Raw genomic sequence first — 25,836 nt, 5'->3', positions numbered from 1 at the left:
AAATGGTCCATTGCTCTACAAAAACATCAGAGATGATTTTGTGCCCCCAGGGGAATTCGAATCCCCGCCGCAGCCTTGAAAGGGCTGTGTCCTAGGCCACTAGACGATGGGGGCGCAGTGAGCCGTGAAGGGATCGAACCTTCGACACCCGGATTAAAAGTCCGGTGCTCTACCAGCTGAGCTAACGGCCCAAACGAATTTACGGATTAACGAAACACGTAAACAAAAATAGTGTAGCGGCATGTGGAGCACTACCGCTACAGCAAAAGATATGATACTACAGCTAATCCCCGATGTCAAACGCCGGATGCTGTTGTGCGCATCTATGTCCGCCGGCGACTAGTGCCTGAAGTGGCGCTTTCCGGTGAAGACGAGCGGGATGCCGTGTTCGTTGGCGGCGGCGATTACCTCGTCGTCGTGTACCGAACCGCCGGGCTCTACAATACAGGCTGCGCCCGCTTCGACCGCTGCGTCAAGGCCGTCTCTAAACGGGAAGAAGGCATCGGATGCGACAACGGCGCCTCTTACCTTTTCCCCACCCTTGCGGGCTCCAAGCCATGTAGAGTCCACGCGGCTCATCTGACCCGCGCCTACGCCCATCGTGGCCTGATCCTTCACATAGATAATGGCGTTGGATTTAACGTGTTTGGCGACCTTCCAGGCGAAGGCCATATCCTTCCACTGGGCCTCCGTCGGTTGCGCCTCAGTTACTACACGCCAGTTGGCAACCGGCTCCTCGATGTTGTCGAAGTCCTGGACGAGCGCGCCGCCGTTGACCCTTCGAATATCGTAATCGAAGTAGTCCATCTTGGTGACCCCGCCCGTATCGATTAAGCGAAGATTGGCTTTTTGCGTGAGAACATCAAGCGCATCCTGATCATAGCCAGGGGCGATAACGACTTCGATGAAGATGGTAGCCATTTTCTCGGCAGTAGTTTTATCGACTATCTGGTTGACCGCAACGATACCGCCATAGGCCGAGGCGGTGTCCGACTCGTATGCCTTCTGGTATGCGTCGGCGAGTTCGGTACCGCTAGCACAGCCGCACGGATTATTATGCTTGATGATGGCGCAAGCCGGTCCGTCGAACTCACAGACCAGGCCCCAGGCCGCGTTCATATCGAGGATATTATTATATGAAAGCTCTTTGCCGTGAATCTGCTTGAAATTGACAAGCGTGTCCGCCGGTGCGCCCGCTTGCTTGTAGTAGGCCGCCTTCTGGTGCGGATTCTCGCCGTAGCGGGTATCCATGATCTTCTCGAACGTATAGGTCAGCACCTCGGGAAACTCTTTGCCGTCGCGTCCGTACAGCCACTGGGCGATGGTCGAGTCGTACATGGCGGTGTGCTTGAACGCCTCCTTGCATAACGCAAAGCGGGTGTCGCGGGTAACCGCACCATCGTTTGCCTGCATCTCGTCGATGATCTTCGGGTACCACGATGCGTCAACGACGACCGCTACCCCTTCGAAATTCTTGGCGGCGGCACGGATCATGGTCGGTCCACCGATATCGATGTTTTCAATCGCCTCATCGAGCGTTACATCGGGCCGCGCGATAGTTGCGGCAAACGGATAGAGGTTAACGCACACGAGGTCGATCGGCTCTATCGCGGCCTCGGCGATTTGGCGCATGTGCTCTTCTTTCCTGCGGTCGGCAAGGATGCCCCCGGAAATCTTGGGATGAAGGGTCTTCACCCTGCCCTCCATCATCTCCGGAAAACCGGTATACTCGGATACCTCGATCACGACGACCCCGGCATCACGCAATGCCTTGGCGGTACCGCCGGTGGAGAGGATCTCGACCCCCATTGACTTTAATCCCTTGGCGAACTCGACTACCCCCGTTTTATCCGAGACGCTAATAATAGCCCGCCTGATTTTGATTTTATCGATCATATTCGTCCCCCTTGAATTGAAAATCTAGTAGCATGCTACTGATTATACTGTAAGCTGTAGGCTTAGGCTATCGTCCTGGGTAATTATCTTGTGGGTTTGTGATTACCACACAAAGGGGATGAACATGTGCGTGGCCTTCATATACTCGGTGTAAGCCGAACCGAACCTTTGGGTATTCTCACGCTTTTCGACCTTTGCGGTACCCACTAGGGACAATGTTGCAATAAGCGTAATGACGATGCCAATAACCGATAGGTGTTTGAAAACTATCCCCCAGACAAGAAACAAGAGCGAACCGTAAAGCGGATGGCGGATATATTTATAAAAGGTTGAAGATATCATGTTAGCTATTGTCAGCATGATAGGAAATACTCAATAGGCCTACTTGGAAATCTATTCTTTGAAGAATAGCGAGATAAGACCAGGTAAGAATACAGCAATAATGCCAAAACACTGCGAGATTATTATCTTTGATTGCAAATTTTGAACTGCAATTGAAATTACCAAAACCAAAGCCATAAATAGATAAGCCTCGTTGACTAAAATTACGCCCATAATTCTACCTGACCTAGATGGTCGCGGCTTTGCTGGTTTAATTGTTCTAAGAATTCTCTCACCGATATTACTACGAATCTGACCACCCCAAACCCAAAAGGTACTTTTGCCTAGCATCCAAAGAAGAATACTCCACATTAATCCAGGCAAGATAACTTCTATAATAGTTTTACTCATATGGCGTTAATATCCTTTCTAAAGGTGGCTCGACAACATTCTGTATAGTACCTAAGATAGTGTCACGGAATCCAGCTACAAGACCCGTACTAGCTTCACCGATACCTAGCCGACCACCAACCGAACCTAATGCAAAACTTAATGCATAGCCCGCTGGAGTTATGTCTTTACCCTGAAGATAGTTTGATGTTAGATATTGACCCGTGCTAGATAACCCGCCTGTTAAGATTGCTCGCTGTACTGTCATCGCGGTTCCAAATCCACCAGTAATTCCACCCGAGATAGCCCCAAAGCCAACGGAGGTTCCAAAATCGTACCAATTCCATGATGATTTAAACTTACACCAATTCCCGTGCGAGATAAAACCAACGGATGCCAAGTAAGCAAGACCCCCTGCACCCCCACCTATGAGAGCTGCAATAAGTATAGGGTTCCGACCGTCTAAATCGGTTAGATTTATCGGATTGTCCAAACAGAAAAGATATGCATTAGTACTCTGCGGATTTCTCAAATTCCCAGGATATAAATCGCGGCATAAGAACCGTCCTATCTCTGGGCTATAATACCTATGCCACAAATAATATAGATCAGTATTCACGTCATAGCGATACCCAGCATATCTATAAGGGTTAGCTATCTGCTCATTTACTGAGAGGATATTGCCCCACGGATCATAGGAGTAAGTGTTTACCACCTGGCCAGAGCTATTGGTTAAGGACACCACATCACCATGGGCATTGAACTGGTAGTAGTAGGTCTGACCACCTTTCTGCATTGCGATGAGCTGGCCTCTGTCGTCGTAGGAGTAGCGGGCGGCAATAGTATCGGAGGCATCGGATTCTGCTATTACATTAGCGGTCGTGCCTAGATAATGGAAGTAAGTGGTCTGGGTTTCTTCGGTTGACTTTATTCTTCTACCCAGGTAATCATACTCATAGGTTGCTATGGTGTGGTTGTCTGCTGTTCGCTTTATCTCTTTGAGCCTGTTTTCGCCATCGTAGCTATATGTATGGGTGTCATCGGACGTTAAGTTGCCGTTGACATCATAGCTAAAGCCGGCGTTCGTTATCTGGTTAGCGGAGTTGTAGGTAAAAGATTTTACAGTTTGCGTACCCTCGATTGCAGAGGTGAGGTTGCCTGCAGCATCATAGCTATAAGTAGTGGTTGTATCCTTTATCTGGTCGTACCATGCAGTGAGCCTGTTTAACGCATCGTAACCATAGCGAGTAGTAGTATTCACATTCGTGATGTTGCCGTTTGCATCGTAGGAATAGGCGAATTGCTGATTTCCTGAAGTGGTGGTATTTACAACCGAAGCAATCCTCCCCGCCTCGTCGTAAATATAACCTCTCGTTGTGCCATCCGGGGTTGCGACCTCTGTTCTCTGGCGCTCGTTATCATAAATAAAGGCCGTATGTGAACTAGTAGGGTCGGTCGGAAGGAAGAGCGTTATCAAGTCACCCCGCAGATTGTATTCATAGGTCTTTGTATCTTCGGTATCCGTCTTAAGCCCAGTGATTCTGCCCGCCGCATCGTAGGTCCAGCTGGTATTGAAGCCACTAGCCATTTGCGGGTTTACGGTATCGGTTGCGTTGACCAACCAACCCACTTCATTATAGCCGTAAGAAAACACCCGGCCCTGGTCATCGGTAACGCCTTTTAGCGTATGCGTAGGGTTGTACTCAAAGACGTATGAGGTCGGTTCGTTTTTATAGGTAATTCTCGTCGGCATATTATCTGCAGCATATTCGCAATAGGTTTCGTTGCCGTTGGGATAGATTACCTTGGTCAGGTTTCCGACACCGTCGTAGAAGTACTGGGCAAGGTTGTTAAGAGCATCCTTTGTGCTCTTTAGCAGGTTGTTCGGCCAGTAGTCATATGTCGTTGTATTTCCTTTCGCATCCGTCGTGGTGCTTAACATATAGTTGGGGTTATAGGTATATGTCGTGGTATTATCAAGCGCATCGACAACCCCCGTTAAATTATCCATATCATCGTACATAAACTGGCTTGTATTGCCGTTCGCATCGGTAAAGGATGCTTGATTGCCGTTATCATCGTAAGTGAAATCAACCTGGTGCCTCTCGGAAGGATAGACGAGCGAGAGCGTATCTTTAATAGCAAGCATGTTGCCCATATTGTCATATGTGAAGCGAACCTTATGGTCGTTGGCATCCGTTGCGGAAGTCATCCGCCCGGCATTATCATACCCGAATGAGGTTGGTTGATTTAATGAGTCGGTCACCTTTGTAAGATTACCCACTGCATTATATTCATAAGTGGTAGTCGCGTTGGCGCTGATAAGCTCATGAATGAGACCGTCATCATAATAGGTAAACTGCATGCTTTGTACCGGGTTGGCAATTGAGGTTAAGAATTTGCCGGTCGGATCGTAGGCGTAAGTGGTTCGTGCCCCATTTGCATCCTCGCTCCAGAGGATGTTGTTGGTGGCAAGGTCATATCCCGCCTTGGTTTCATGGCCTGCACCATCGATTGTCCCCGTCGTATTGCCATTTGCATCATAGAAAAACCTTACGGTATGTGAATTCTCATCAGTGACAGACTCAGGAAGGCCTTGTGAATTGTAGTTAAATATCTTGGTGCCGCCTACTTCGTTTACCTGTTTCGTGAGGCGGAAGAGGCTGTCGTAGTAGTGGGTAAGATTCGACCCGTTGTTATCAATAAGGTCGGTCCTTGAGGCAGTCGTGTCATAGCTAAAGCTCGTTCTACTCATAGATGCATCGTATTGGTAATCGATTTTTCCGTTTACGTAATGATTGGTTAAAAAAGGATTAGCGGATTGTTTTGGCTCGTTTACAGTTAGAAGCTGATGATTTGTATCGTAGGTATAGGTCGTGATCTTACCGTTGAGATCTTTCACCGAGGTAAGATTTCCATTTACATCATAACCATACTCGACGAATCTCCCTGCGCTATCCTGGGCTTTGATGATGCGGTCGTTTTCATACGTGAACGTTAAACTGCTCCCTCCCGGAGCGGATACCGATGTTAACAGGTAGTCTGTGTTATAGGCGAGGGTTGTTGTATTTTCATAGCGATCGACAAGTCTTGTAAGATTACCGAATGTGTCGAAATTTAGCCTTGATTGGTCTTTGTGTATGTATGAGTAGGTACCATCCAGGTTTTTGACGAGCTTTTCAAATGTCCCCGTTGGCGATGTGTATGTGCCATCGGTGTTTAATGTAAACGTTTGGCGTCTGCCATCGGCAAGAAGCACAACGATTGAACCATCTCCACAAAAGCAAAGCGCCTGTTCGTATGCATGGGTCCATCCATATCCTAAGTGACCTGTGTGAGTTGTATCTTGTGAGTTATAGGAGCGCTCAAGGTTTATTGCAAATCCCTTACCAGGGATGGAGAGATCCTGGTAAGTTGCCGTATAATTACCTGTACATGAGTTAACCGGTTCTCCAAAGAAGCCGCTAAAAAGGTAATTTCCATACGAAAAATTGAATAGTGGGTCGCCGGGTAAAAAACCTCCATAAACTAAGTATACTCCAGTCACCAATCTATAAGCAGCAGGTGGTTCATAAACGTTCCTATAACAATATGAATACGCAGTCGGTGTCTCATAGCCTATTGGAATTTTGTCGTCAACATGGTAGCAGGGGTTTCCGAAAGAGTTTCCAACCGTAAATATAATTGGCGTTGGGGGGTTCAAAATATCGTACTGGGCATTTCCCGAAAAGTGATTGTAGTTTACTTGCGGTGGTAGAGGGCTAGAACCAATATTGATACGAACGCCATTAGTGTTTGAAAGAAATTCATTGTGTTCTACAGTGGGATTCGACGAGTCCGTCCGTATACCGTCGTCAGCATTATGACTTATCGTATTACGGGTGACGCAGCCTGAAGCGAAGTTCGCAAAATCAATACCACATCCATTCGCATCAAACACGCATTGCGATATGATTGGTTGCGCAGCGCTACCATATACATAAATACCGCTGCATTCATTGTAGCGAAAATCACAGTTTTTTACGATGGGCGAGCAGTTACGAATTGCGAGCGCTGCATAGCTATAGGATGAGCCATGGCCGCCAAAATCGAACTCAGCGTTCTCAAAACGACTTCCGCCAGCTTTCTCCCATAGTGTGATACCTGACCAATATCTACTATCTGCCACGCAAGTAAAGATAATCTTGCTTCCAGCTGTTCCCTGTGCAAGAAGCGTTCCCCATACAACCATTGAACTAGTATTACGCTGGAACTTAAAAGTAGTTCCGGGCTCTAACGTAACCGTCACACCCTCAGCAATTTTGAAATCATCGATACCATAGTCTATATCTTGCTTCGGTATTGTTGCGCTTATGTTCTTGTACCAGAGAGAAGGATTGTATCGTACATATTGCCTGATACAATATTAGATAGGCAGCTTACCATCGAGCTTTCAGCCATTACTATAGGATATTGCGTGTTGTTGGTAATAGCATTAGCGGAAACGGTTGCTTGCGATGACCCCTTCATGTACACCCCATAGGTATTTGCGGTAAGGGTGTTATCGGTAATGATGGCTACTGCGCTGTTTGAAAGATAGATAGCACTTGAATCAGACGTGCCGGTGTTTTCTTGCATGGTATTTCGTGAGATCGAGGGAGTAGCCGTATCAATTGCTTGGATGCCATACGCATTATCCGTAATTCTGTTATCAATAATTGACGGTTGTGAGTTTCCGGTTAGGTAGACACCAGCATACTGGTTATGCTCAATCACAGAATTTGCAATTGAAGCTGCCGCATTAGCTAGATAAATGCTGCCCGTGCTACTTCCGGCATAACGGATGCGCGAGAAGCTAATTGTTGAAGAGGCATCGATGCTCTGATCATTAAATTTCACATAGGACCAGTCACCTTTAGCAGGTACGGTTGTTGAGGCATCGTTGTTAGTGTCTCCTCCATAGGTGTCATCTTTGACTGAAGTGAACACGGTGGATGCTTCAGCAGTACCGGATGCATTAAATCCACCGTTTACAGAGATACTGCCACCGGAATCGAACTTTACCACGGTGCCTGCTGCAACGGTGTGTAATTTGTTTTGACCAACCGCGAAGCTTAGGACAACATAAGGCAAATCAGTGCCCTGCCAAACAGTATTGGTTGATGTCGTTCCGTTTGCCACATAAACGCCGTTTCTCGTGTTATCTGTTGCCGTATTGCCACTCTTAATAAGCGTGGTGTTGGTTGCCGTATATACAGCATAGGTGCTGTTCATTGCAATTGTGTTATTTGTTAGCGTGAAACTTTGAGATGCGACATAAATAGCGCCGTAGTAAGCCGAATAGCCGGCATATTTAACTATGCAGTTATCAAGCACAGAGCTTGTTGAACCGCTGCCAAGATAGAGCTGCGACCAATCTCCTTTTGCCGGCACGGTAGCAGTACCATCACCGTTGGTGTCCCCAGCATAGTAATCATCCTTAATCGAGGTAAAAACGATTTTATTACTTTCCGTACCATCGGCCAATAGCGTTCCATTAACCGTTAGCTTAAGCTGCGGGTTGAATTTAACGACAACCCCAGGCTCAATGGTAAACTTAACCCCAGAGTTAACAGTGATATTGCTTGTAACAACGTAGGGACTGTTACTCGCGGTCCAGGTTGTATTTTGGCTTATTGTACCGCCAACCTGTGTTCCAGAAATGCTCTGAGCTGAGAAAAGGGTGTTTGCAAATTTCTTTATAGAGTACCTATCAAATAGACCAGCGGTTTGTGTGCTTGGGGACGTTCTTTGCGCAGGAGCACTTTGATTACGCTGGTTAAACCTATCATCTACTATTTTGGATGATGCTCCTGAAGATTGTAGGGGTGCTGCGATTGATAAGGTAGGTTCAAACAATAGTAGAAGAACAAGCAAAAAAGAGGTAAACCGTCTAGCGAACTTGAAACAGTACGACCTTGCAAGCATACAAACCCCTCCAATATGAAATTTAACGCCCAACAGAATCGAAATCGCTTTTTTACAAACAGGTAGTGGCTCAAGCGGTATTTACAATACTAAAACGACGACGTTGTAGTTGTCAATGCTAATACTTGATTCTGTTTATAACGTAATTGCAAAGGGAGGTGAAATATTTGGGTTGCTCGATGTTACCAGTTAGTGTCCTGCAAAATCCTAACTCTCTTGCCTTCGATGTGAAGGCGGCCTTCGCAGTAGAGTTTGATCGCACGGGGGTACAGGACGTGCTCGACGGTGTGGATTTTTTGGGCGAGGGTGTTTTCGGTGTCGTCTTCGGCGATTGAAACGGCCTCCTGCAGGATGATCGGGCCTTCGTCAAAGATCTCGTTCGCGAAGTGTACCGTAACGCCGGTCACTTTAACGCCGTAATCCAGAGCGTCTTTGATGCCCTGGGCGCCGGGAAACGACGGCAAGAGCGCCGGGTGCAGGTTTAAGACTTGATTCGGGTAGGCGTCGAGGACTTCCGGGCCCAGCAGGCGCATGTAGCCGGCCATTACGACGAGTTCAACGTCATGCTCCTTTAGGGCTTCAAGGATGGCCATGTTGTAGAAGAACTCATCAGAGTAGTCTTTGCGCACAAGAACGACCCCCGGAATGCCGTGATTGGCAGCCCTGGTCAAACCATACGCATCCGCCTTATTGCTAATGACGACCGCGACCTCTGCGGGGAGATAGCCGCTTTCGCATTTGTCGATAATCGACTGCAGGTTGCTGCCACTGCCCGAGAGCAAGACGCCTAAGCGGGTCTTCCCGTTAGACATACCTGACCTCCCCGTTCCCTTTGGTAATCGCGCCGATCTTAACGACCGATTCGCCCTCACGGGTCAGCAGGGCCATTGCCTCTTTAACGTGGGATGGGTCGAGCACCACGACCATGCCGATGCCCATATTGAAAGTGCGGCGCATCTCATCAACGGAAACCGCGCCCTCTTGCTGGATAAAATCAAAGACCGGCGGCACGGGCCATGAGCCCGAGTTGAGTGCCGCATCCACTGTTGCCGGCAGTATCCTTGGGATATTATTCGTCAAACCGCCGCCCGTTATATGGGCGAGGCCTTTTATGGGATAGGTTTTAATAAGTTCTAAAATGCTTTTTACATATATTTTCGTAGGGGCAAGGATGGCCTCGCCGAGGCTTGAAGAGCCCTCCCAATACGATTGGGTGAGGTTAAGCCCCCGGGTCTCGATAAGCTTTCGGATGAGCGAATAGCCGTTACTGTGTGGGCCGGTTGAGGCCAGCCCTAGAATCGCGTCACCCTCGGTGATGCCCTCGCCCGTGACGACGTTGTCTTTGTCGACGATACCTACTGCAAAACCCGCGAGATCGTATTCGCCGGGCGCGTAAAAGCCGGGCATCTCGGCCGTTTCCCCGCCGAGAAGCGCGCATCCGGCCTGGCGGCAGCCCTCGGCGATACCCTCGATGACGGCGGCGGTCTTTTCCGGCTCAAGGGAACCTGTTGCAAAGTAGTCCAGGAAAAATAGGGGTTCTGCGCCCTGCACCAGGATATCGTTTACACACATGGCGACGAGGTCGATGCCGACCGTGTTATGAATATCAAGCTCGTGGGCTACCTTAAGCTTGGTGCCGACCCCATCGGTGCCTGCTACCAGGACGGGCTCTTTATAGCGGTCTTTGTCGATGCCAAACAGCCCACCGAAGCCCCCGATATCGGTTAAAACGCCCGGTCGAAACGTCGAGCGCACCGATTTCTTGATGAGTTCGACAACGTGTTCGCCTGCTTCGATATCCACGCCGGCGTCTTTATATGTGAGGCCTTTTTTCCCGGCATCAGCTTTATTAGCCATTTATCTTCGATTCTTCCTCTTCAAGCATCATTTTGGTTATCTTTAAGTCTTCCGGCACGTCGATGGGATAGACGCCATCGAAACACGCCAGGCAAAAATCCTCACGCACGCTCTCGGTGGATTTCACCAGCCCTTCGACACTGAGGTAACCCAAACTATCCGCGCCGATATACTGGCGTATCTCTTCGATCTCATTGTTGGCCGCGATGAGCTGGCCCCGGTCGGCGGTATCGATGCCGTAGAAGCAGGGCCACTTGGTCGGCGGCGAGCTTACCCGCATATGCACTTCTTTCGCCCCCGCCTCGCGAAGCATCTCAACGAGCTTCTTGCTGGTGTTGCCCCGGACGATGCTGTCATCGACAACAACGATACTCTTACCTTTAATAACCTCACAGAGAGGATTAAGCTTCAGTTTTATTCCCGCCTGGCGGATAGTTTGCGACGGCTGGATAAAGGTGCGCCCGATATAGCGGTTCTTGACCAACCCTTCGCGATACGGCAGGCCCGATTGTTGGGAGTAGCCGATTGCCGCCGGCACGCCCGAGTCGGGAACCCCTATAACGAGATCGGCATCCGCCGGCGTCTCTTTGGCAAGCTCGACGCCCATTGTCTCGCGGGCGCTGTAGAGAAGCCTATCGAAGAGCCTGGTGTCGGGGCGGGCAAAGTAGATGAACTCGAAGATGCAGAGCGAAAGCTTTTTCGGCTCCACCGCCTGCACACTTCGCAATCCGTTCTCATCGATAATCACCAGTTCGCCCGGGTTGACGTCGCGCATGTAATCGGCGCCTACGATATTAAGCGCGCAACTCTCGGACGCGACGACAAAGTTCTTGCCGAGTTTTCCGATGGCGAACGGGCGTATACCGTACGGGTCGCGGATCGCGAAGAGCTGATTTTCGGTCATAATGGCCACCGAGTAAGCGCCCTCCAGTTGCTTCATCGTTTCTATTATCGCGCCTTCGGCGCCTTTATCCGCAAAGGATGCGATAAGAGACGCGATGACCTCGCTGTCGCTTGTCGAGCGAAACCGCTGCCCGTTTTTACTTAGCATGCTCCGAAGCTCTTTGGTGTTGGTCAGGTTCCCGTTATGGGCGAGGGCGATGCTTCCCTCCTGAAATGCCTTGTAGATCGGCTGTGCGTTCTCCCAGTGACTCGACCCAGTCGTCGAATAACGGGTATGCCCGATGGCGACGTCTCCTATAAGACACGCCAGGTTCTTCTCATCAAAGACCTGGGGAACGAGGCCCATATCTTTATAGGTGATAATGGTATCGCCGTCCCCGACCGCGATACCGGCGCTCTCCTGGCCCCGGTGCTGCAGGGCGTGCAGTCCAAAGTATGTAAGCCTGCTTACATCTTCACCCGGTGCATACACACCGAAGACGCCGCAGGCTTCTTCCGGTTTATCTGGTCGTTCATAATCGAACTCAGAACTCAAATATAACAAGCTCCTTAAAGATGATTCTTTGTAGCTGGTATCGTATGTTTCATTTTCTAAGATACCAAATATTAGGACCCAAATATAGTGTAGTGATTAAAATCCCTAAGGCTTGCCGGGCAAGTATAATTCCATTTCTAGTTAGAGGCTATCACCCCTAGCGCCGCTTATTGGCTTAGCAGTCCTTTAACGCCAACTTTCATTGGCCCAAATAAAAGCATCCTTTAAATCATTCAAGTGTGCGTATGGCAAAAGACCATCATGCTGCAATCGGCCTACCACGATTCCAGGTGCAATATTAATCTGCTCAGCAAACTCTTCGATCGTTTTTCTGGAAAATTTGTTCCGATATTCAAGCAAGCGCTTATAATCAGAACTATTGATAAGTTTATTCGCAGCACGTTCATTTGCCTCATCTTCACTGTCGCTTTTTGTTTTCCAATCATCAAGAAAAATCATTTTCTTTCCATGAAGCAGTAAATGGGCAGCTTCATGGTACAGGCTAAACCAAAAATGGTCATTAGTTTTGAATCTTAAACTCAATTGGATGACGGCTTTATTTGAACTTAACCAATAAGTTGCCCCACTAACATAGCTCTTAGGAAGGTGTGGTACAAAGACCAGGGCCACGCCACATGAAGCCATTATTACTTTAAGTTCAGGTTCAAATTCTTCGGGCTTCTTGCGAGTCAACGGTCTTATATTAATTAAAGCAGTATCTAATTCCTTAGCATTAAATGCTGCCGTATCTATCTTATCTGCCTCAAGCCAGCCTTTGCGAAGCCAAGCCACCATTGAGTGTGGGGATGCCTGGTGATTCGATGACCTCCTATAAGCTGCGTGAAGCGTTGCTTCAAAGAAACGGGTTGTTTCAAGTGCATCAAGGGATGCAACGCCAAGAAAATTTAATAGCTCAAGCGTTTGATCAACCTTATCATTAAACCGGTTAATCCATCCGTATTTAACCATCTCGGCAACAGGGAATTGTGATAACCTTGATGCCTGCACCTTCAGTTTATCGGCCCTTTCAAGTCTCGCCTTATTTAATTGGTATTGCCTATCAAGGTTTAGCCATATATATGCAGGCGTGCCTAAGACACTCTCGAGCTGCAAAGCAGTCTCCCCAGTTATAGCTTTTTTGCCTTTGATAATCTCGTTAATAGCCTGTACCGGGCGACCCATTCGCTTTGCTAATTCCGCTTGGGATATCCCAAGCGCCCCTATTGTCTCCAATAGAAACTCACCCGGCGGGATAGCAATATCCGGTAATCGCGTCTTTTCCAACCTACTCATAATGTTTGCTCATTTCCTCAATGCAAATAACTTGCATCTCACTTCCTTGCAGAGTGAAAATCAACCTAACGTATCCCGTTAGGTTGATTGCATATTGGCCTTCTCGATCACCCTTTAGTGAGTGAAATCTTAGCTGCGGGAAGGCATTCAGATCATCGAGACTTTCGATGCTTCTGAGAATGTTGATTCGCTCGATGTATTTGCGGGCAATATCTGGACCCAACACCCTCTGCCCGTATTGAGACACAAGATAGCACCTTTCTAGCTTTTTTGTCTTAAATTCAATATCGTACATTATCCCCTAATAGTCAATAAATTATTCACCCTTTGGGTGAATAATTATACCAGATTGATTAATGGTGACACAGGAAGTATTTGCCAGATGCATAGAAAGAACTGGCGTTCAATTGTTGGTGATAGGTATGGTTTGGCAATTAGCTCCAAGGTCTTTACCTAGATACTAGACGATCATTTGAACTAAATACTCTTTAGCGATAAACGTTTAGTAGTATACTTAAGATAATCGTTCGTGGGTTAAAGGGGGCAAGATGTCTCTCTACAGTTAACTCAGCGAAACTTCAACTACATAATCGACAATCTGCAATCTTTTGAAGCACTCGGAGTAACCGATCTCTTTCAAAAGTATTCGAAGATCGTCCCCTAAAGTCTATAGCTCACGCTTTACATACTCGACGGCGTTTCTGAAGATCGCGAGGCCGTCGCCTTCGTCGGGGAGGTCTTTTCTCGTCCAGTTGGGGTGTTGGGTGCGCTGGATATAGTTTTCGGGGTGGGGCATCATGCCGAAGATTCGCCCGGTTTCGTCGCAGATACCGGCGATATGGGCGACCGAGCCGTTCGGGTTGACCGGGTAGGTGCCGAACGCGCCGGCTTCATCGACGTACCGTACAACAACCTGGCCGTTTTCCTGCAGGCGCGTTAAGACTTCGTCGTCACGCGGGATGAACTTTCCCTCGCCGTGGCAAATCGGCACGTAGATGACCTTTTCAATGCCTCTTGTAAAGACGCACTTTGACTCGGGATTGATTTTTAAGTTAACCCAGCGGTCCTCGAATTTGCCGGAGTCGTTGTTGGTAAGCGTCACATCCTGGCGCATGTAGTCTCCATCCAGGCCGGGCAGTATCCCGAGCTTTACCATCACCTGGAACCCGTTGCACACGCCAAGGATCAGTTTTCCGTCGGCGATAAACTGCAACAGGTCATCTTTAAGTTTGTACTTCAGCTTATTGGCCAGGACTTTTCCTGAAGCGATATCGTCCCCGAACGAAAACCCGCCGGGAAGCATCAGTATCTGGTAATCGGCAAGACGCTTTGTGCCATCGGCTATGTCGTTGATGTGTACCCGCTCGGCTTCGGCTCCCGCCAGGGTAAACGCGTCCTGGGCGTCTTTGTCCCGGTTGATTCCCGCCGCAAGCATGACGAGCACTCGTGGTTTGCCACCAGCTTTATTATTCACGTTATCGCTTAGATGATTAGTCATTTACTATCACCACCTAAGAGGCGCTTTAAAGGCCTCTTTCAATCCATGTATTGGTGCATCTATTAAGGCCGTCCCGCCGTGTCCTGTGACGATGAGCCAGCCTTCCTGCGTGACCTCGCCCACCGCAGCGTACTCGCGCCCGGCCATCACGGCCTCGAAGGCCTGTGCGCTCTCGGGCGAGACGGTCACGACAAAGCGGCTGTTTGATTCCGAGAAGAGCACTTTCCAGCCCTCCATCACTTCTGAGGTCGGGGCCTTGCTAGCATCGATCTTCATGCCGAGCCCGCCGGCAAAGGCGCTCTCTGCAGCCGCGACCGCGATTCCGCCCTCCGAGCAATCATGGCAGGATGCGACGAGGCCCTTCTCTATGGCGGTATGAAGCGCCGTATAGAGCGCAAGCGCCTCGGTAACGTCGACCTTGGGCACCCGGCCTCCTGTAAGACCGTTGATCATAGAGAAATGCGAACCGCCGAACTCATCGTGGGTTTCGCCGACTATATAGACGATGTCTCCCGCTTTTTTAACATCCATGGTAGCCGCCTTCTCCACGTCGCCGATTGCGCCCATTGCCGAGATGAGAAGCGTCGGCGGGATTGCGATCGTCCTGTTTTCCAGGCGGTATTCGTTGTGGAAGCTGTCTTTGCCCGAGATAAACGGCGTTCCCAGGCCGACAGCGGTCTCGTAGCAGCCTTTCGTAGCACGTACCAGCTGGGCGAGCTTGTGGTCGCCATCCGGATTCGCTTCGGAAAGAATCGGGTTGCCCCAGCAGAAATTATCCAAGATCGCGATACGCTCGGGGTCACCCCCTACCGCGACAATGTTGCGAACCGCTTCGTCGATTGCCGAAGCCGCCATCCAGTAGGCGTCGATTTCGCCGTATTTTGGGTTGATGCCGTTGGATACGACGATGCCGCGCTTGGAAGAAACCAGCGGGCGGATGACCGAAGCGTCCGACGGACCATCGTTTTCCACACCGACCAGCGGTTTTACTACGCTTCCGCCCTGTACCTCGTGGTCGTACTGGCGGATGACCCACTCCTTGGAGCAAACGTTAAAGCTGCCCAGGATTTTCGCGAGGGCGCCATTTAGATAGTCGGTAAGATCTTCGCTAAGACCATCGGCGGCATATTCGGGTTCAACCTCAAGCGCTGGCCGCCAGGCAGCGGTAAGCTCTAGACCGGGAAGGCCCTCGTGTACGAAGTCCATATCCAGGTATAAAACTGTTTTCTTATCATATTTAACGTGGACCTTGCCGGTATTTGCAAACGTGCCGATGACTGTGGCCTCGACATCGCGCCTGCGGCAAAGATCCATAAACGCATCGATTGTTTCCGGTGGGACGGCGACCGTCATGCGCTCCTGGGACTCGGATACCCAGAGTTCCCAGGGCTGCAAGCCCGCGTACTTGGTCGGGGCTTTCTCGAGATCGACCTCGCAGCCGCCGCAAAACTCGCTCATCTCGCCCACCGAGGATGAGAGGCCGCCCGCGCCGTTATCGGTAATCGCTCTGTAAATATCCATCTCGCGCGCCTCGCGCAACGCGTCTTGCATTTTTCGCTGGACGATAGGAGCGCCGATCTGCACTGCGGCGGAGGATGTTCCTTCATCCAATGCCACAGAGGAGAACGTCGCGCCGTGGATGCCGTCTTTTCCGATACGGCCGCCCACCATAACGATCAAGTCGCCGGGGGCTACCGTCTTCTCGTGGGACGGTTTTCCATTGATCTCTTTTTTCATAAGACCGCCGGTGCCGCAATAGACCAGCGGGTTGTAAACATATGCCTCGTCGAAGAGGATAGCACCGTTTACCGTCGGAATACCGATCTTGTTGCCGCCGTCCTCCACGCCCTTGCGCACGCCTTTAAAGATGCGCTTTGGGTGCAGGACGGATGCCGGAAGCTCCTCATAAGGAAAGTCCGGGGGGCCGAAGCAGAAAACGTCGGTGTTAAAGATAAGCTCAGCGCCAATACCGGTGCCCATGGGGTCGCGGTTGACGCCGACGATGCCGGTCACCGCGCCGCCGTAAGGGTCGAGCGCCGAGGGGTGGTTGTGCGTTTCGACCTTAAAGACCATGTTGTATTCGCCGTCGAAGTCGACCACGCCCGCGTTATCGACGAACACCGAGACCAGCCAATCTTTTTTCGTGGCTATTTCCTCGGTCGCCTTGCGGATATAAGTTTTAAAAAGGCTCTCGATTCTCTCGGTGTTCTCGCCTTCGGTGTACTCGATGGTCGCGTTAAATATCTTGTGCTTGCAGTGCTCGGACCAGGTCTGTGCGAGCATTTCAAGCTCGACATCGGTCGGGCGGGTACTCAAGCCCACCTTCTCACGCTCGGCCTTTACCTTCTCGTCCTTGAAATAGTCGCGAATGATCCGCATCTCGGCAAGGTTGAGCGAGAGCACGCCTTTTCTGCTTATCTCAAGAAGTTCCTCGTCAGAGACGTCGAGGTTGACCTCGGCGACTTTGGCGTCGAACTTCGTGGAGCGCGAAAGCGCGGTCACTTTTTTAACCGTTGACTGGATGTCGTCGCCGGTTTGCCAGATTTGGTAGTGCTCGATGAGCGGGTTGGCAAGAAGGCCGACGCAGATTTTCTCGGCATCGTCCCTTGCGACCGAACCGGTGATCAGATAGAGCTTTGAGGTATGCACCGATCCGTCTTCGGGAAACTTGATCCCGAGCAGATCCTCGATTCCCTCGATGGTGGTCGCAGCAATGTTATCGGTGACCCCCGGCTTGTAGCCGACTTCGATTGCTACCGAAAACGGGCGCTTAAAGCTCTCGTTTATTTTAACAACCTGGGTAATGGGATCGGTGAGCAGGTCCTTTGCGATTGCGGTGACCTGTTCATGGGTAAAATCCGCATCGATCGTATAGATATTGAGTGACTGGATCGACTCGACGTCGATTAGCAAGTCCTCGATTATTTGCTTTCGAACCGCATTTCCATGGGCATCGGTGATTCCGGGTTTAAGAGCGACTTCTATTCGCCACATCTAGAAGTTGCCACCCTGGTAGGCCTCTTCGACCTTGCCGAGATCTCTGCGAAAGCGGTCTTTGTCCATCTTTTCGCCCGTCTTTTTATCCCATAGGCGGCAATTATCGGGTGAAAGCTCGTCGCCGAGCATCATGACGCCGTCTTTTAAACCGAACTCGAGCTTGTAATCGACCAGGGTGAGTCCCAGCTGATCGAAGAAGCGCACGAGGACGTCATTTACTCTCAAACCCGTCTCGCGCATCTCTTTGACCTGATCTTTGGTGGCGATGCCGAGCTCTGCGATATGGTCTTCGTTTATCATGGGGTCGCCGAGGTCGTCTCGCTTGTAGTAGAACTCGACGATGGTGTTCTTAAGCGGCACGCCCTCATCGTAGCCCAGCCGCTTAGAAAGGCTGCCCGCAGCGATATTGCGCACGACTACCTCGACCGCAATCATGTCGAGCCTGTCGGTGAGCATAGTTCGGTCGTTGATCAGCTCTCTATAATGAGTGCGCACTCCCTGGTTCTCAAGGAGAGTAAAAAGGGCCGCCGAAATCTGTGCGTTCATCGAGCCTTTCTCGGTTATCTGGCCTTTTTTCTTACCGTCAAACGCGGTCGCGTCATCTTTAAACTCATGGATGACCGCACCGGGGTCATCTGTTGAATAGATCTTTTTTGCTTTTCCTTCGTAGAGTTGATCTTGCTTTTGTACCATCTGCTCACCTCTGACTTCAGCCCTCGGGCCGATTTATTTTGCTCCTTCATATTACCTGTAAGTGCGTGCTTTTACAAATGTTGGTTTCCTCTAAAAACCAGATTATCGCACCATTCTGCCCTGCACGCGAAGAGTTAACAAAATCTTCATAAAGGGTTTTTAGACTTCCAGTTTCTCGAGACGATCGTAGATGATGCCGACGTTTCGCAAGAAATATGCGGTATCGAAGAGTTCATCGAGTTCTTTATCGCTCAGGAGCCCCGCGGCTTCCTGGTCTTTCTTGAGGAGGTCTTTAAGTTCGCCTTCGCCGCCCCAGGTCGCCATGGCGTTTCGCTGGACGATCTCGTAGGCTTGCTCCTTGGATATCCCTTTTTCGACGAGGGCGAGGAGCACGCGCGACGAGAAGATAAGCCCGCCGGTGCGCTCAATGTTTCGCTTCATGTTCTCGGGATAGACGAGGAGGCCTTCCAAAAGCCACTTAAGTTTGTTGAGCATATAATCAAGAAGTATGGTGCTGTCCGGGATGATGACGCGCTCGACCGAAGAGTGGGAGATGTCGCGTTCGTGCCAGAGTGCGACGTTTTCAAACGCCACAAGGGCGTTCGCCCTGATAATCCTGGCTTGGCCGGTAAGGCGCTCCGCTATGATCGGGTTCCTCTTATGCGGCATGGCGGACGAGCCTTTTTGTCCCTTTGCAAACGGCTCTTCGACCTCACGCGTATCGGTCTTTTGCAGTCCCCTGATCTCAACGGCGATTTTTTCGATTGTGGCCGCGACGATTGCCAAGGCGCTCATGTATTCGGCATGCCGGTCGCGCTGCAATACCTGGGTGGATATCGGCGCCGGGGTAAGCCCTAAGCGCTCGCAGACATATTCCTCGACCCACGGGTCGATATTTGAGTACGTGCCGACCGCCCCGGAAAGCTTGCCCACCGACATCGCGGCTTTGGCGCGCTCGAGGCGGTTCAGGTTGCGATGCATCTCAAACGCCCAGTTGGCGAACTTCAAGCCGAAGCTCATCGGCTCGGCGTGGATGCCGTGGGTGCGCCCGACCGAAATAGTGTCTTTATATTCGAAAGCTTTCTTCTTCAACACGCCGATCACATCGCTAACATCCTCGATGATGATATCGATGGCGTCCTTCATCTGCACTGCTAGCCCGGTATCGACTACATCTGAGGAAGTAAGACCGAAATGGACGTACCGAGAGGCAGGGCCTATGTTCTCGGCAAGATTAGTCAAAAAGGCGATGACGTCGTGGTGGATCTCGGCTTCGATCGCTTCGATACGGTCGACGCTAAAGGCTGCTTTCGCCTTGATCTCATCAAGCGCTTCCTGTGGCACTATCCCCTGCTTCACCTGGGCTTCCGTGGCCAAGATCTCTATCTGAAGCCAGGTATCAAACTTGTTCTCAAGTTCCCAAATGGCCCGCATCCGGGGCAGCGAGTATCGTTCAATCATATAAAAAGCCTTCTTTCATAAATAGTAGCACGCTATGTGCCGTTCGCTATTTTTTAGCTCCGCTCTTTATGGCGCGAAGCGCTATGTCGTTTCTAAAATGCATATTATCAAAGTGAATTTTGCCGATGGCCTCGTAGGCCTTTTGCCTGGCATCCTCGAAATCTTTACCCAGAGCGCTCACGTTGAGCACGCGCCCGCCCGCGGTAACGATATGGCCGTCTTTTACCTTGGTGCCGGCATGAAAAACGGTCACGCCTTCGATGGTGCCGGCCTCATCAAGCCCCGTTATCGGATAGCCGGTCGAGTAATCACCGGGATAACCGCCCGACGCCAGAACCACCGTGATGCATACTTCATCGGTCCAGGCCAGGTTTACGCCCGAGAGGTCACCATTGGCGACCGCGAGCATCGGCTCGATGATGTCGCTCGTGAGCCTGGGAAGAATCGCCTGGGTCTCGGGGTCGCCGAAGCGCACGTTAAACTCCAAAACTCTCGGCCCATCCTTAGTGAGCATGATGCCTGCGTACAGCACGCCGCGGTATTCGATCCCCTCAGATGCAAGACCCTTGATAGTGGGCTTGAGAACCGTCTCAACGATTTGCCCGTAAAGTTCTGACGTAACGATTGGAACCGGTGAATATGATCCCATGCCCCCGGTATTCAAGCCCTCGTCGTTGTCGTAGGCGCGCTTGTAATCCTGGGCGGGGACCATCGGGATTACGTCCTTGCCGTCGCTGAAGGCGAGAATGGAAAGTTCAGGGCCTTCCATGTACTCTTCAATGAGCACCAGCTTGCCGGCTATGCCGAACTGCTCTTCGATGAGGCAACTTTTCAGGGCGGCTTTGGCCTCGTCTTTGTTTTTCGCGATAAAGACCCCTTTCCCGGCGGCCAGACCGTCGGCTTTAATCACATAAGGGCTTTTAAGTTTCTCGAGGAATGTGGCGGCCTCCCCGTAGTTATCAAAAAGGTTCGCCTCCGCTGTCGGGATGCCGTATTTATTCATGATGTTTTTGGCGAAACTCTTGCTCCCCTCAAGCTCGGCCGCCCGTGCGCTCGGGCCGAATACTTTTAAGCCCTTTTTCGAAAATACATCGGCGATGCCCGCTACCAGGGGCGCTTCGGGGCCTACCACCGTGAGATCGATCGATTTATCCTGTGCGAAGTTGGCCAGCGCCTCGACATCGGTCGGATCGAGCGCAACGCACTCTGCCAGCCGTGCAATCCCCCCGTTTCCGGGAACACAGTATATCTTCTCGACCTTGGGACTCTGTCGTATCTTCCATACCAGGGCGTGTTCGCGCCCACCGCTACCTATGACCAGTACCTTCAAGATTCCTCCATTTCGCCTGACAAAACGCAAGCCTTACCACTTTTGATGAAAATGCGGTAAAATACTTAGTAGAGCAATTTAAAATTTTTACCACCGCATTTCTTGATTTTACGTAAAACCAGTCCTAGCTGCAATAAAGCAAGATGCACGCCCAGCAATCCAGCAATCGCATATCGAGATTGGGCTGAGAGAGTGATTTAAAAAGCTCCGATTAAGGGTAGAAATTTACTACGGTTAAATTATAGGCTTGTTATAGATTTGGGGTAGAATTTTACCCTAACTGGTGTCATATTTGCAGTAGTAATAGTGTTCTTTAATAGGGCACTCTTTTATGGAAGTCCTTAATAGACATAATAGAACAGTTCGTAAGTCTTTATTATAGGTCTATCAGAGGTGGTACGGAAGTAATGTAAGGAACGCCGTTTTGATAAGCTGTTGCAATGGGTCACGCTGATTTATTCGCTTGGTAATCGTGGGTAGAAACGAGGTTGATGTTGAAGAGGCTCTTTATATCGTTGCACTTAGCTGTAGCACTAATCGTAGCTTTTACCGTACCGGCTGTCGCAGTAGTGAACACGGATACTGCTGGCAATACAACTTCAACCGCGCCAGGATCACCAAGGACAACGAAAACATCGATACCAACGACATCAACGACAGAGCAAAAGAAACCACATGATAGCAGCGGATTGAGCACAACCAGCTCGGATCGGGTGAACGAAGACGCCGCTCCGGCAAAGCCAAAAAAACACGCATCAGGTACGGTAAGTAGCTCAACTACATCGACCGATGTATATGCCCCGGTAAAAAAATCGGTGGCGACGAGCACCTCGACGACGCTCGGGCAAAGGGTTGTTGTCGAAGGGGAAAAGATAAAAAACCCCGCGCTTGCGACCAAGGCGAAAAAGCCAAAGGTCAACAAAGCGGAGATGGATTTTAAGCCGTTTCTTGCCATGGCGATTCTGTTGATTATCGCGGGCAGGACAAGCTTTGAGAGAACCTCCTCGCCGTCGTGGGGCAGGGAGAACAGGATCAACAAAAGGACGGGAATCCTATGATGTATCCGGCAGAGGCATATAACGAATACTCGTTGCCCGCCCAGAATAAAAAAACCCGGCCGAAGATTTCTATCGTTATACCGGTATATAACGAAGAGCAGTTCCTGCCGGCCGCGGCTACCGACCTCTATGATGGTCTGCAGCAGTTGGGCGTGGCGTTTGAGATCATCCTCTGTGAGAACGGAAGCACCGATGATACCAGACAGATAGCCAAGGGATTATCCGAAGATCTGCATAACGTACGGGCGCTGACCATAGGTGCCGCCGATTACGGCAGGGCCATGCGGGCCGGTATGGTCGCCGCCAAGGCCCCGTATATCTTCATTTTCGATATCGACTATTACAGCGTCGAGTTTTTAAAGGAAGCGCTCGGGCTTCTGAAACAATACGACGTGGTCATCGCCTCCAAGCTCGCGCCGGGGGCCGACGATAGGCGTAGCTTTTCGCGCAAAATGGTAACACAGGGCTTTCACTTGTTCAACAAGACGCTCTTTAATGTAAAGGTCAGAGAGACGCACGGCATGAAGGCGTTTAACCGGAAGAAGATCAAGCCGATTATCGAACGCGCGTGCCTTGCAAAGGACCTGTTCGATACCGAACTCGTCATCAGGGCCGAGCAAAGCGGTCTTAGAATAAAAGAAGTCCCGGTCGTGGTCGAAGAGAAACGGCCGGCGCGCTCGAGCATGGTAAAACGAATCCCCCGAACAATTATCGGCCTTTTCATGCTTCGCTACTTCTTATGGAAAGAACACCTTGCACGAGGATCATCCACGTAGGAGGGGACCAAAATAGAGAGGCTGGTATCCCAGATCAAGACGGTGAGGCTCTCACGCCTTGCGGTAGTGCTTGGATTTATAGCGATCTACGGAACGCTTTTTTCATTTTTTAAACCGGATTTGATCTTCTCCGCGACGACAACCGCCGGAGGAGATACCGGCGCACACCATTATGTCGCCGACTTCCTTATCCATCATCTCCTTCCTAAAGGCAGGATAGCCGGATGGTCTCCCGGTTGGTACATGGGATTTCCGATGCTTCACTACTACTTTCCGCTCGGCTTTTTGGCGATAGCGGCCATGAGCACGGTCATCAAATACCAGATCGCCTTTAAAATCGGAACGCTTCTCGGTGTGTTTCTGCTTCCCGCCACCACATATGCGGCCTTTAAGGTGCTGGACTTTAAGTTTCCTTTCCCCTTGATAGCCGCGGGTTTTACCCTACCGTTTCTGTTCATGGAGAGCTATTCGATTTACGGCGGCAACATCTTGAGCACGCTTGCGGGCGAGTTCGGTTATAGCTTAAGCTTCTCGCTTCTGATTCTGTTTTTGGCGCTTCTTTACAGGGATATCAAGGAGCAGAGGTTCAGAGTCTCTACCGGTGTGCTGCTCGCCATGGTCGTGCTCTCCCACGTGGTCACCACCATCATGGCGCTCGCCTTCTCGACATATTTTCTGCTCAACAGGTTTAACATAAAGCGTTTTGCTATTCTCGCCGGTGTGTTCGTGTTGGGCTTTTTTCTTACCGCGTTTTGGTCGCTGCCCTTTGCGGCAAAGATCGGCTACACCGCGCATATGCAATGGGACCAGCTTCAGGGGATCAATGAGATCCTCCCCGCTCCTTTGCGCCCCTTTGTCGCGATAAGCGCCGTCGGCATACTCGGCGCGATTATCAGACGCGATAGCCGGATGTACCTCTTCTTGTGGACGTTCGTGATGTCGCTGGCGCTGTTTTTCCTGGTGCCGTCGGGTCGCCTCTGGAACGGGCGGGTCGTGCCCTTCTTCTACTATTTCTCGTTTATCTGGGCGGCGTACGGCATCTGGTTTTTACGCCGGGTGCTCGCCGGGCTCTTTTACGATTATGTGCTGCTTCCTAAGCGCTACGCCGACTACGTGGTAGCCGCGATCGCCATTGCCGTGGTCGTTGTCACGGTCTTTGGAACGAGCCAAACCGCCCCGGCCTGGATCAATTGGAACTACTCCGGTTTTGAGGGCAAGGCCCATTGGAAGGATTTTAATGCGATCAACACCTATATAAAAAGCCTGCCCCCAGGGCGGGTGATGGTCGAGCACTCTTCGAAGATCGACACCTTCGGCACGCCACGCGCCTTCGAGCTTTTGCCCTATTTCGCGGGGCACCCTACCATCGAGGGAACCTTGATGGAGGCCTCGCTCTCAGCGCCGTTTCACTTTGTCAACCAAGCGGAACTCTCGAAAGAGCCGAGTTGCGCGATACTCGGCATCCAGTACCCGCAGCTTAATGTGGCCGATGGTGTACGCCACCTGCAACTGTATAATATCGATTACTTCTTGACCATTTCAAACGAGGTCAAGCTCCAGGCGAATAAAAACCCAGACCTGGCGCTTCTGAAAAAGTTTAAGGTGAGCGGCACGGATATGGAGTTTGCCCTCTATAAAGTCGACACCGACGGGTATGTGGTCATCCCAAAATATATGCCGCTCATGGTGGACACCAAGGATTGGCGCACAACCGCTCTTGCCTGGTATTCAAAACCCAGGCTCTTTGATGTGCCGCTGGTCGACGCAACCCAGGCGCGGGCCCTTAAAGATACGTTCCGAACGGTTTCAGCCGATCTAGAAGGCCCCATCCGGCGTGAGCCGGCGCGCAAGGGCAGGATCACGAACGTGATCATCACCGACGACGGACTGGATTTCACGACCTCCGCCATCGGGGTTCCGCATCTTATAAGGATTTCTTATTTCCCGAACTGGAAAGTCGAGGGTGCCGACGGGCCGTATCTGGCCTCGCCGACCATCATGATGGTCGTGCCCAGACAGCGCCACGTGCACCTCTATTTCGGCGAGACCTGGTCTGATACCACAGGCAGGATTCTCTCGGATATCGCATGGCTCTTCGTTGCGGCGTATGCGCTTATGTTCGCCGTGCGAAAGATCTCGTCCCTTCGCTCTCCCTCGCAACCCGAGGACGCCGAGCAGGGGGATTCTACCGGGTTTGCAAAAGAACGGAGCGCATAGGTGCCGATTTTTAGCCTTAACAACCGCGAGCTTAATAAGATACATGAGGCGCCCTGGCCCGAGGGTGTCGATACCGGTTGGCTTGCCGAGCAGATAGCCGAACGCGATGTGCTGCCGGAAAAGCTTCTCGTTATCGGCGACTGGAGCGCGAAAAACGGCGCCGGCGGCCTCATCGCGCTTGATGAGAACGCCTCGCTCGTCGCCATACTGTTCGCATCGAAGTCACCTCCCCATGAATGGATCGAGGAAGCCGACGGGCTCGCCTGGGGGACGCGAAATACCGGTTATGCCGAGCTTAACCAAATGGCCGCGCGCTATTTTGAAACGCACGGTCTGGTGGTCGAAGACCTCACCGAGATGCACCGGAGCTATTTCTCGTACGATGAGAAAAGGCGGCCAGGCCATTTTAACCAGGATCAGCGGCTTTTCATCATAGCCCCAGATTTTTCTAAAGAGGTACTTTCCGCTCTTAAGTGGCGCAAACTCGAAGTCGGCACAACCGCATACCGTCTGAAATTCATGGAGTTGGAATCTGCAGAGCTGCTCATGAGCATCGATTCGGTGGCCGAGCTTGAAGGCGGCAGGGTCGCCTCGCTGGTTTCGGCGCTCTTCGAAATCCCTTCGATCGTTGCACAGCGGCTGCTCGGCGACTCCCCTAAAGGGGC

General features: G+C 50.9%; 19 protein-coding genes and 2 tRNA genes. 3 read left to right on the top strand and 18 right to left on the bottom strand.

All coding sequences use genetic code 11. The features are described 5' to 3' along the window. Positions 1-41 precede the first annotated feature (41 nt). The 18 genes from ACYC56_RS03060 to ACYC56_RS02975 form a co-directional block, all read right to left on the bottom strand. Positions 42-114 (bottom strand) — tRNA-Glu (locus ACYC56_RS03060). A gap of 4 nt (positions 115-118) precedes the next feature. Beyond that, positions 119-191, bottom strand: a tRNA-Lys gene (locus ACYC56_RS03055). 148 nt (positions 192-339) lie between these two features. Then, the gene (gene purH / locus ACYC56_RS03050) at positions 340-1,896 is read right to left on the bottom strand and encodes a bifunctional phosphoribosylaminoimidazolecarboxamide formyltransferase/IMP cyclohydrolase (RefSeq protein ID WP_461372709.1); all 1,557 of its coding nucleotides are present in this window, start codon (positions 1,894-1,896) and stop codon (positions 340-342) included. 102 nt (positions 1,897-1,998) lie between these two features. Then, positions 1,999-2,238 (bottom strand): methyltransferase family protein, encoded by a 240-nt coding sequence (locus tag ACYC56_RS03045; protein WP_461372708.1) that lies wholly within the window; start codon positions 2,236-2,238, stop codon positions 1,999-2,001. Positions 2,239-2,289: 51 nt separating this feature from the next. Continuing rightward, positions 2,290-2,628, bottom strand: a complete 339-nt coding sequence (locus ACYC56_RS03040; protein ID WP_461372707.1) for a hypothetical protein — start codon at positions 2,626-2,628, stop codon at positions 2,290-2,292. Then, positions 2,621-6,838: a DUF6531 domain-containing protein gene (locus ACYC56_RS03035; protein ID WP_461372710.1), complete on the bottom strand. Its 4,218-nt coding sequence runs from the start codon at positions 6,836-6,838 to the stop codon at positions 2,621-2,623. The genes ACYC56_RS03040 and ACYC56_RS03035 overlap by 8 nt, the downstream gene beginning before the upstream one ends. Before the next feature lie 119 nt (positions 6,839-6,957). Further along, on the bottom strand, positions 6,958-8,553 hold the full coding sequence (locus ACYC56_RS03030; protein WP_461372706.1) for a right-handed parallel beta-helix repeat-containing protein: 1,596 nt from the start codon (positions 8,551-8,553) through the stop codon (positions 6,958-6,960). Between the two features lie 182 nt (positions 8,554-8,735). Further along, positions 8,736-9,365, bottom strand: coding sequence for a phosphoribosylglycinamide formyltransferase (gene purN / locus ACYC56_RS03025; RefSeq protein WP_461372705.1), 630 nt, complete (start codon positions 9,363-9,365; stop codon positions 8,736-8,738). Then, positions 9,358-10,410, bottom strand: coding sequence for a phosphoribosylformylglycinamidine cyclo-ligase (gene purM / locus ACYC56_RS03020; RefSeq protein WP_461372704.1), 1,053 nt, complete (start codon positions 10,408-10,410; stop codon positions 9,358-9,360). Before purM ends, purN begins: the two co-directional genes overlap by 8 nt. Next, a complete protein-coding gene (purF, locus tag ACYC56_RS03015) occupies positions 10,403-11,848 on the bottom strand; it encodes an amidophosphoribosyltransferase (RefSeq protein WP_461372703.1) in 1,446 nt (481 codons plus the stop codon). The genes purM and purF overlap by 8 nt, the downstream gene beginning before the upstream one ends. Positions 11,849-12,034: 186 nt before the next feature. Next, entirely contained in the window at positions 12,035-13,141 is a 1,107-nt protein-coding gene (locus tag ACYC56_RS03010; RefSeq protein WP_461372702.1) for a HigA family addiction module antitoxin, read from the bottom strand. After that, complete coding sequence (locus tag ACYC56_RS03005; RefSeq protein WP_461372701.1) at positions 13,134-13,436, bottom strand: type II toxin-antitoxin system RelE/ParE family toxin; 303 nt, start codon at positions 13,434-13,436, stop codon at positions 13,134-13,136. The genes ACYC56_RS03010 and ACYC56_RS03005 overlap by 8 nt, the downstream gene beginning before the upstream one ends. 372 nt (positions 13,437-13,808) lie before the next feature. Continuing rightward, the gene (purQ, locus tag ACYC56_RS03000; protein WP_461372700.1) at positions 13,809-14,639 is read right to left on the bottom strand and encodes a phosphoribosylformylglycinamidine synthase I; all 831 of its coding nucleotides are present in this window, start codon (positions 14,637-14,639) and stop codon (positions 13,809-13,811) included. Between the two features lie 6 nt (positions 14,640-14,645). Then, the gene (gene purL, locus ACYC56_RS02995; protein WP_461372699.1) at positions 14,646-17,633 is read right to left on the bottom strand and encodes a phosphoribosylformylglycinamidine synthase subunit PurL; all 2,988 of its coding nucleotides are present in this window, start codon (positions 17,631-17,633) and stop codon (positions 14,646-14,648) included. Then, positions 17,634-18,329, bottom strand: coding sequence for a phosphoribosylaminoimidazolesuccinocarboxamide synthase (gene purC / locus ACYC56_RS02990; protein WP_461372698.1), 696 nt, complete (start codon positions 18,327-18,329; stop codon positions 17,634-17,636). It lies immediately after the preceding gene. A gap of 159 nt (positions 18,330-18,488) precedes the next feature. Continuing rightward, positions 18,489-19,790, bottom strand: a complete 1,302-nt coding sequence (gene purB / locus ACYC56_RS02985) for an adenylosuccinate lyase (RefSeq protein WP_461372697.1) — start codon at positions 19,788-19,790, stop codon at positions 18,489-18,491. 46 nt (positions 19,791-19,836) lie between these two features. After that, complete coding sequence (gene purD, locus ACYC56_RS02980) at positions 19,837-21,120, bottom strand: phosphoribosylamine--glycine ligase (RefSeq protein ID WP_461372696.1); 1,284 nt, start codon at positions 21,118-21,120, stop codon at positions 19,837-19,839. Positions 21,121-21,565: 445 nt separating this feature from the next. After that, positions 21,566-22,159 (bottom strand): hypothetical protein, encoded by a 594-nt coding sequence (locus ACYC56_RS02975; RefSeq protein ID WP_461372695.1) that lies wholly within the window; start codon positions 22,157-22,159, stop codon positions 21,566-21,568. Between the two features lie 15 nt (positions 22,160-22,174). Here ACYC56_RS02975 and ACYC56_RS02970 point away from each other — a divergent pair, with 15 nt between their 5' ends. The 3 genes from ACYC56_RS02970 to ACYC56_RS02960 all read left to right on the top strand — a co-directional run. After that, positions 22,175-22,954, top strand: a complete 780-nt coding sequence (locus ACYC56_RS02970; RefSeq protein ID WP_461372694.1) for a glycosyltransferase — start codon at positions 22,175-22,177, stop codon at positions 22,952-22,954. A gap of 42 nt (positions 22,955-22,996) precedes the next feature. Next, positions 22,997-25,171: a 6-pyruvoyl-tetrahydropterin synthase-related protein gene (locus ACYC56_RS02965; protein ID WP_461372693.1), complete on the top strand. Its 2,175-nt coding sequence runs from the start codon at positions 22,997-22,999 to the stop codon at positions 25,169-25,171. Continuing rightward, positions 25,172-25,836: hypothetical protein (locus ACYC56_RS02960; protein ID WP_461372692.1), on the top strand; the 665-nt coding region annotated here is incomplete at its 3' end. It abuts the gene before it with no gap.

This window comes from Candidatus Aquicultor sp. (assembly GCF_054640775.1).
The sequence above is the reverse complement of the archived record's forward strand: the minus strand, read 5'-3'. Positions and strand labels throughout refer to the sequence as shown.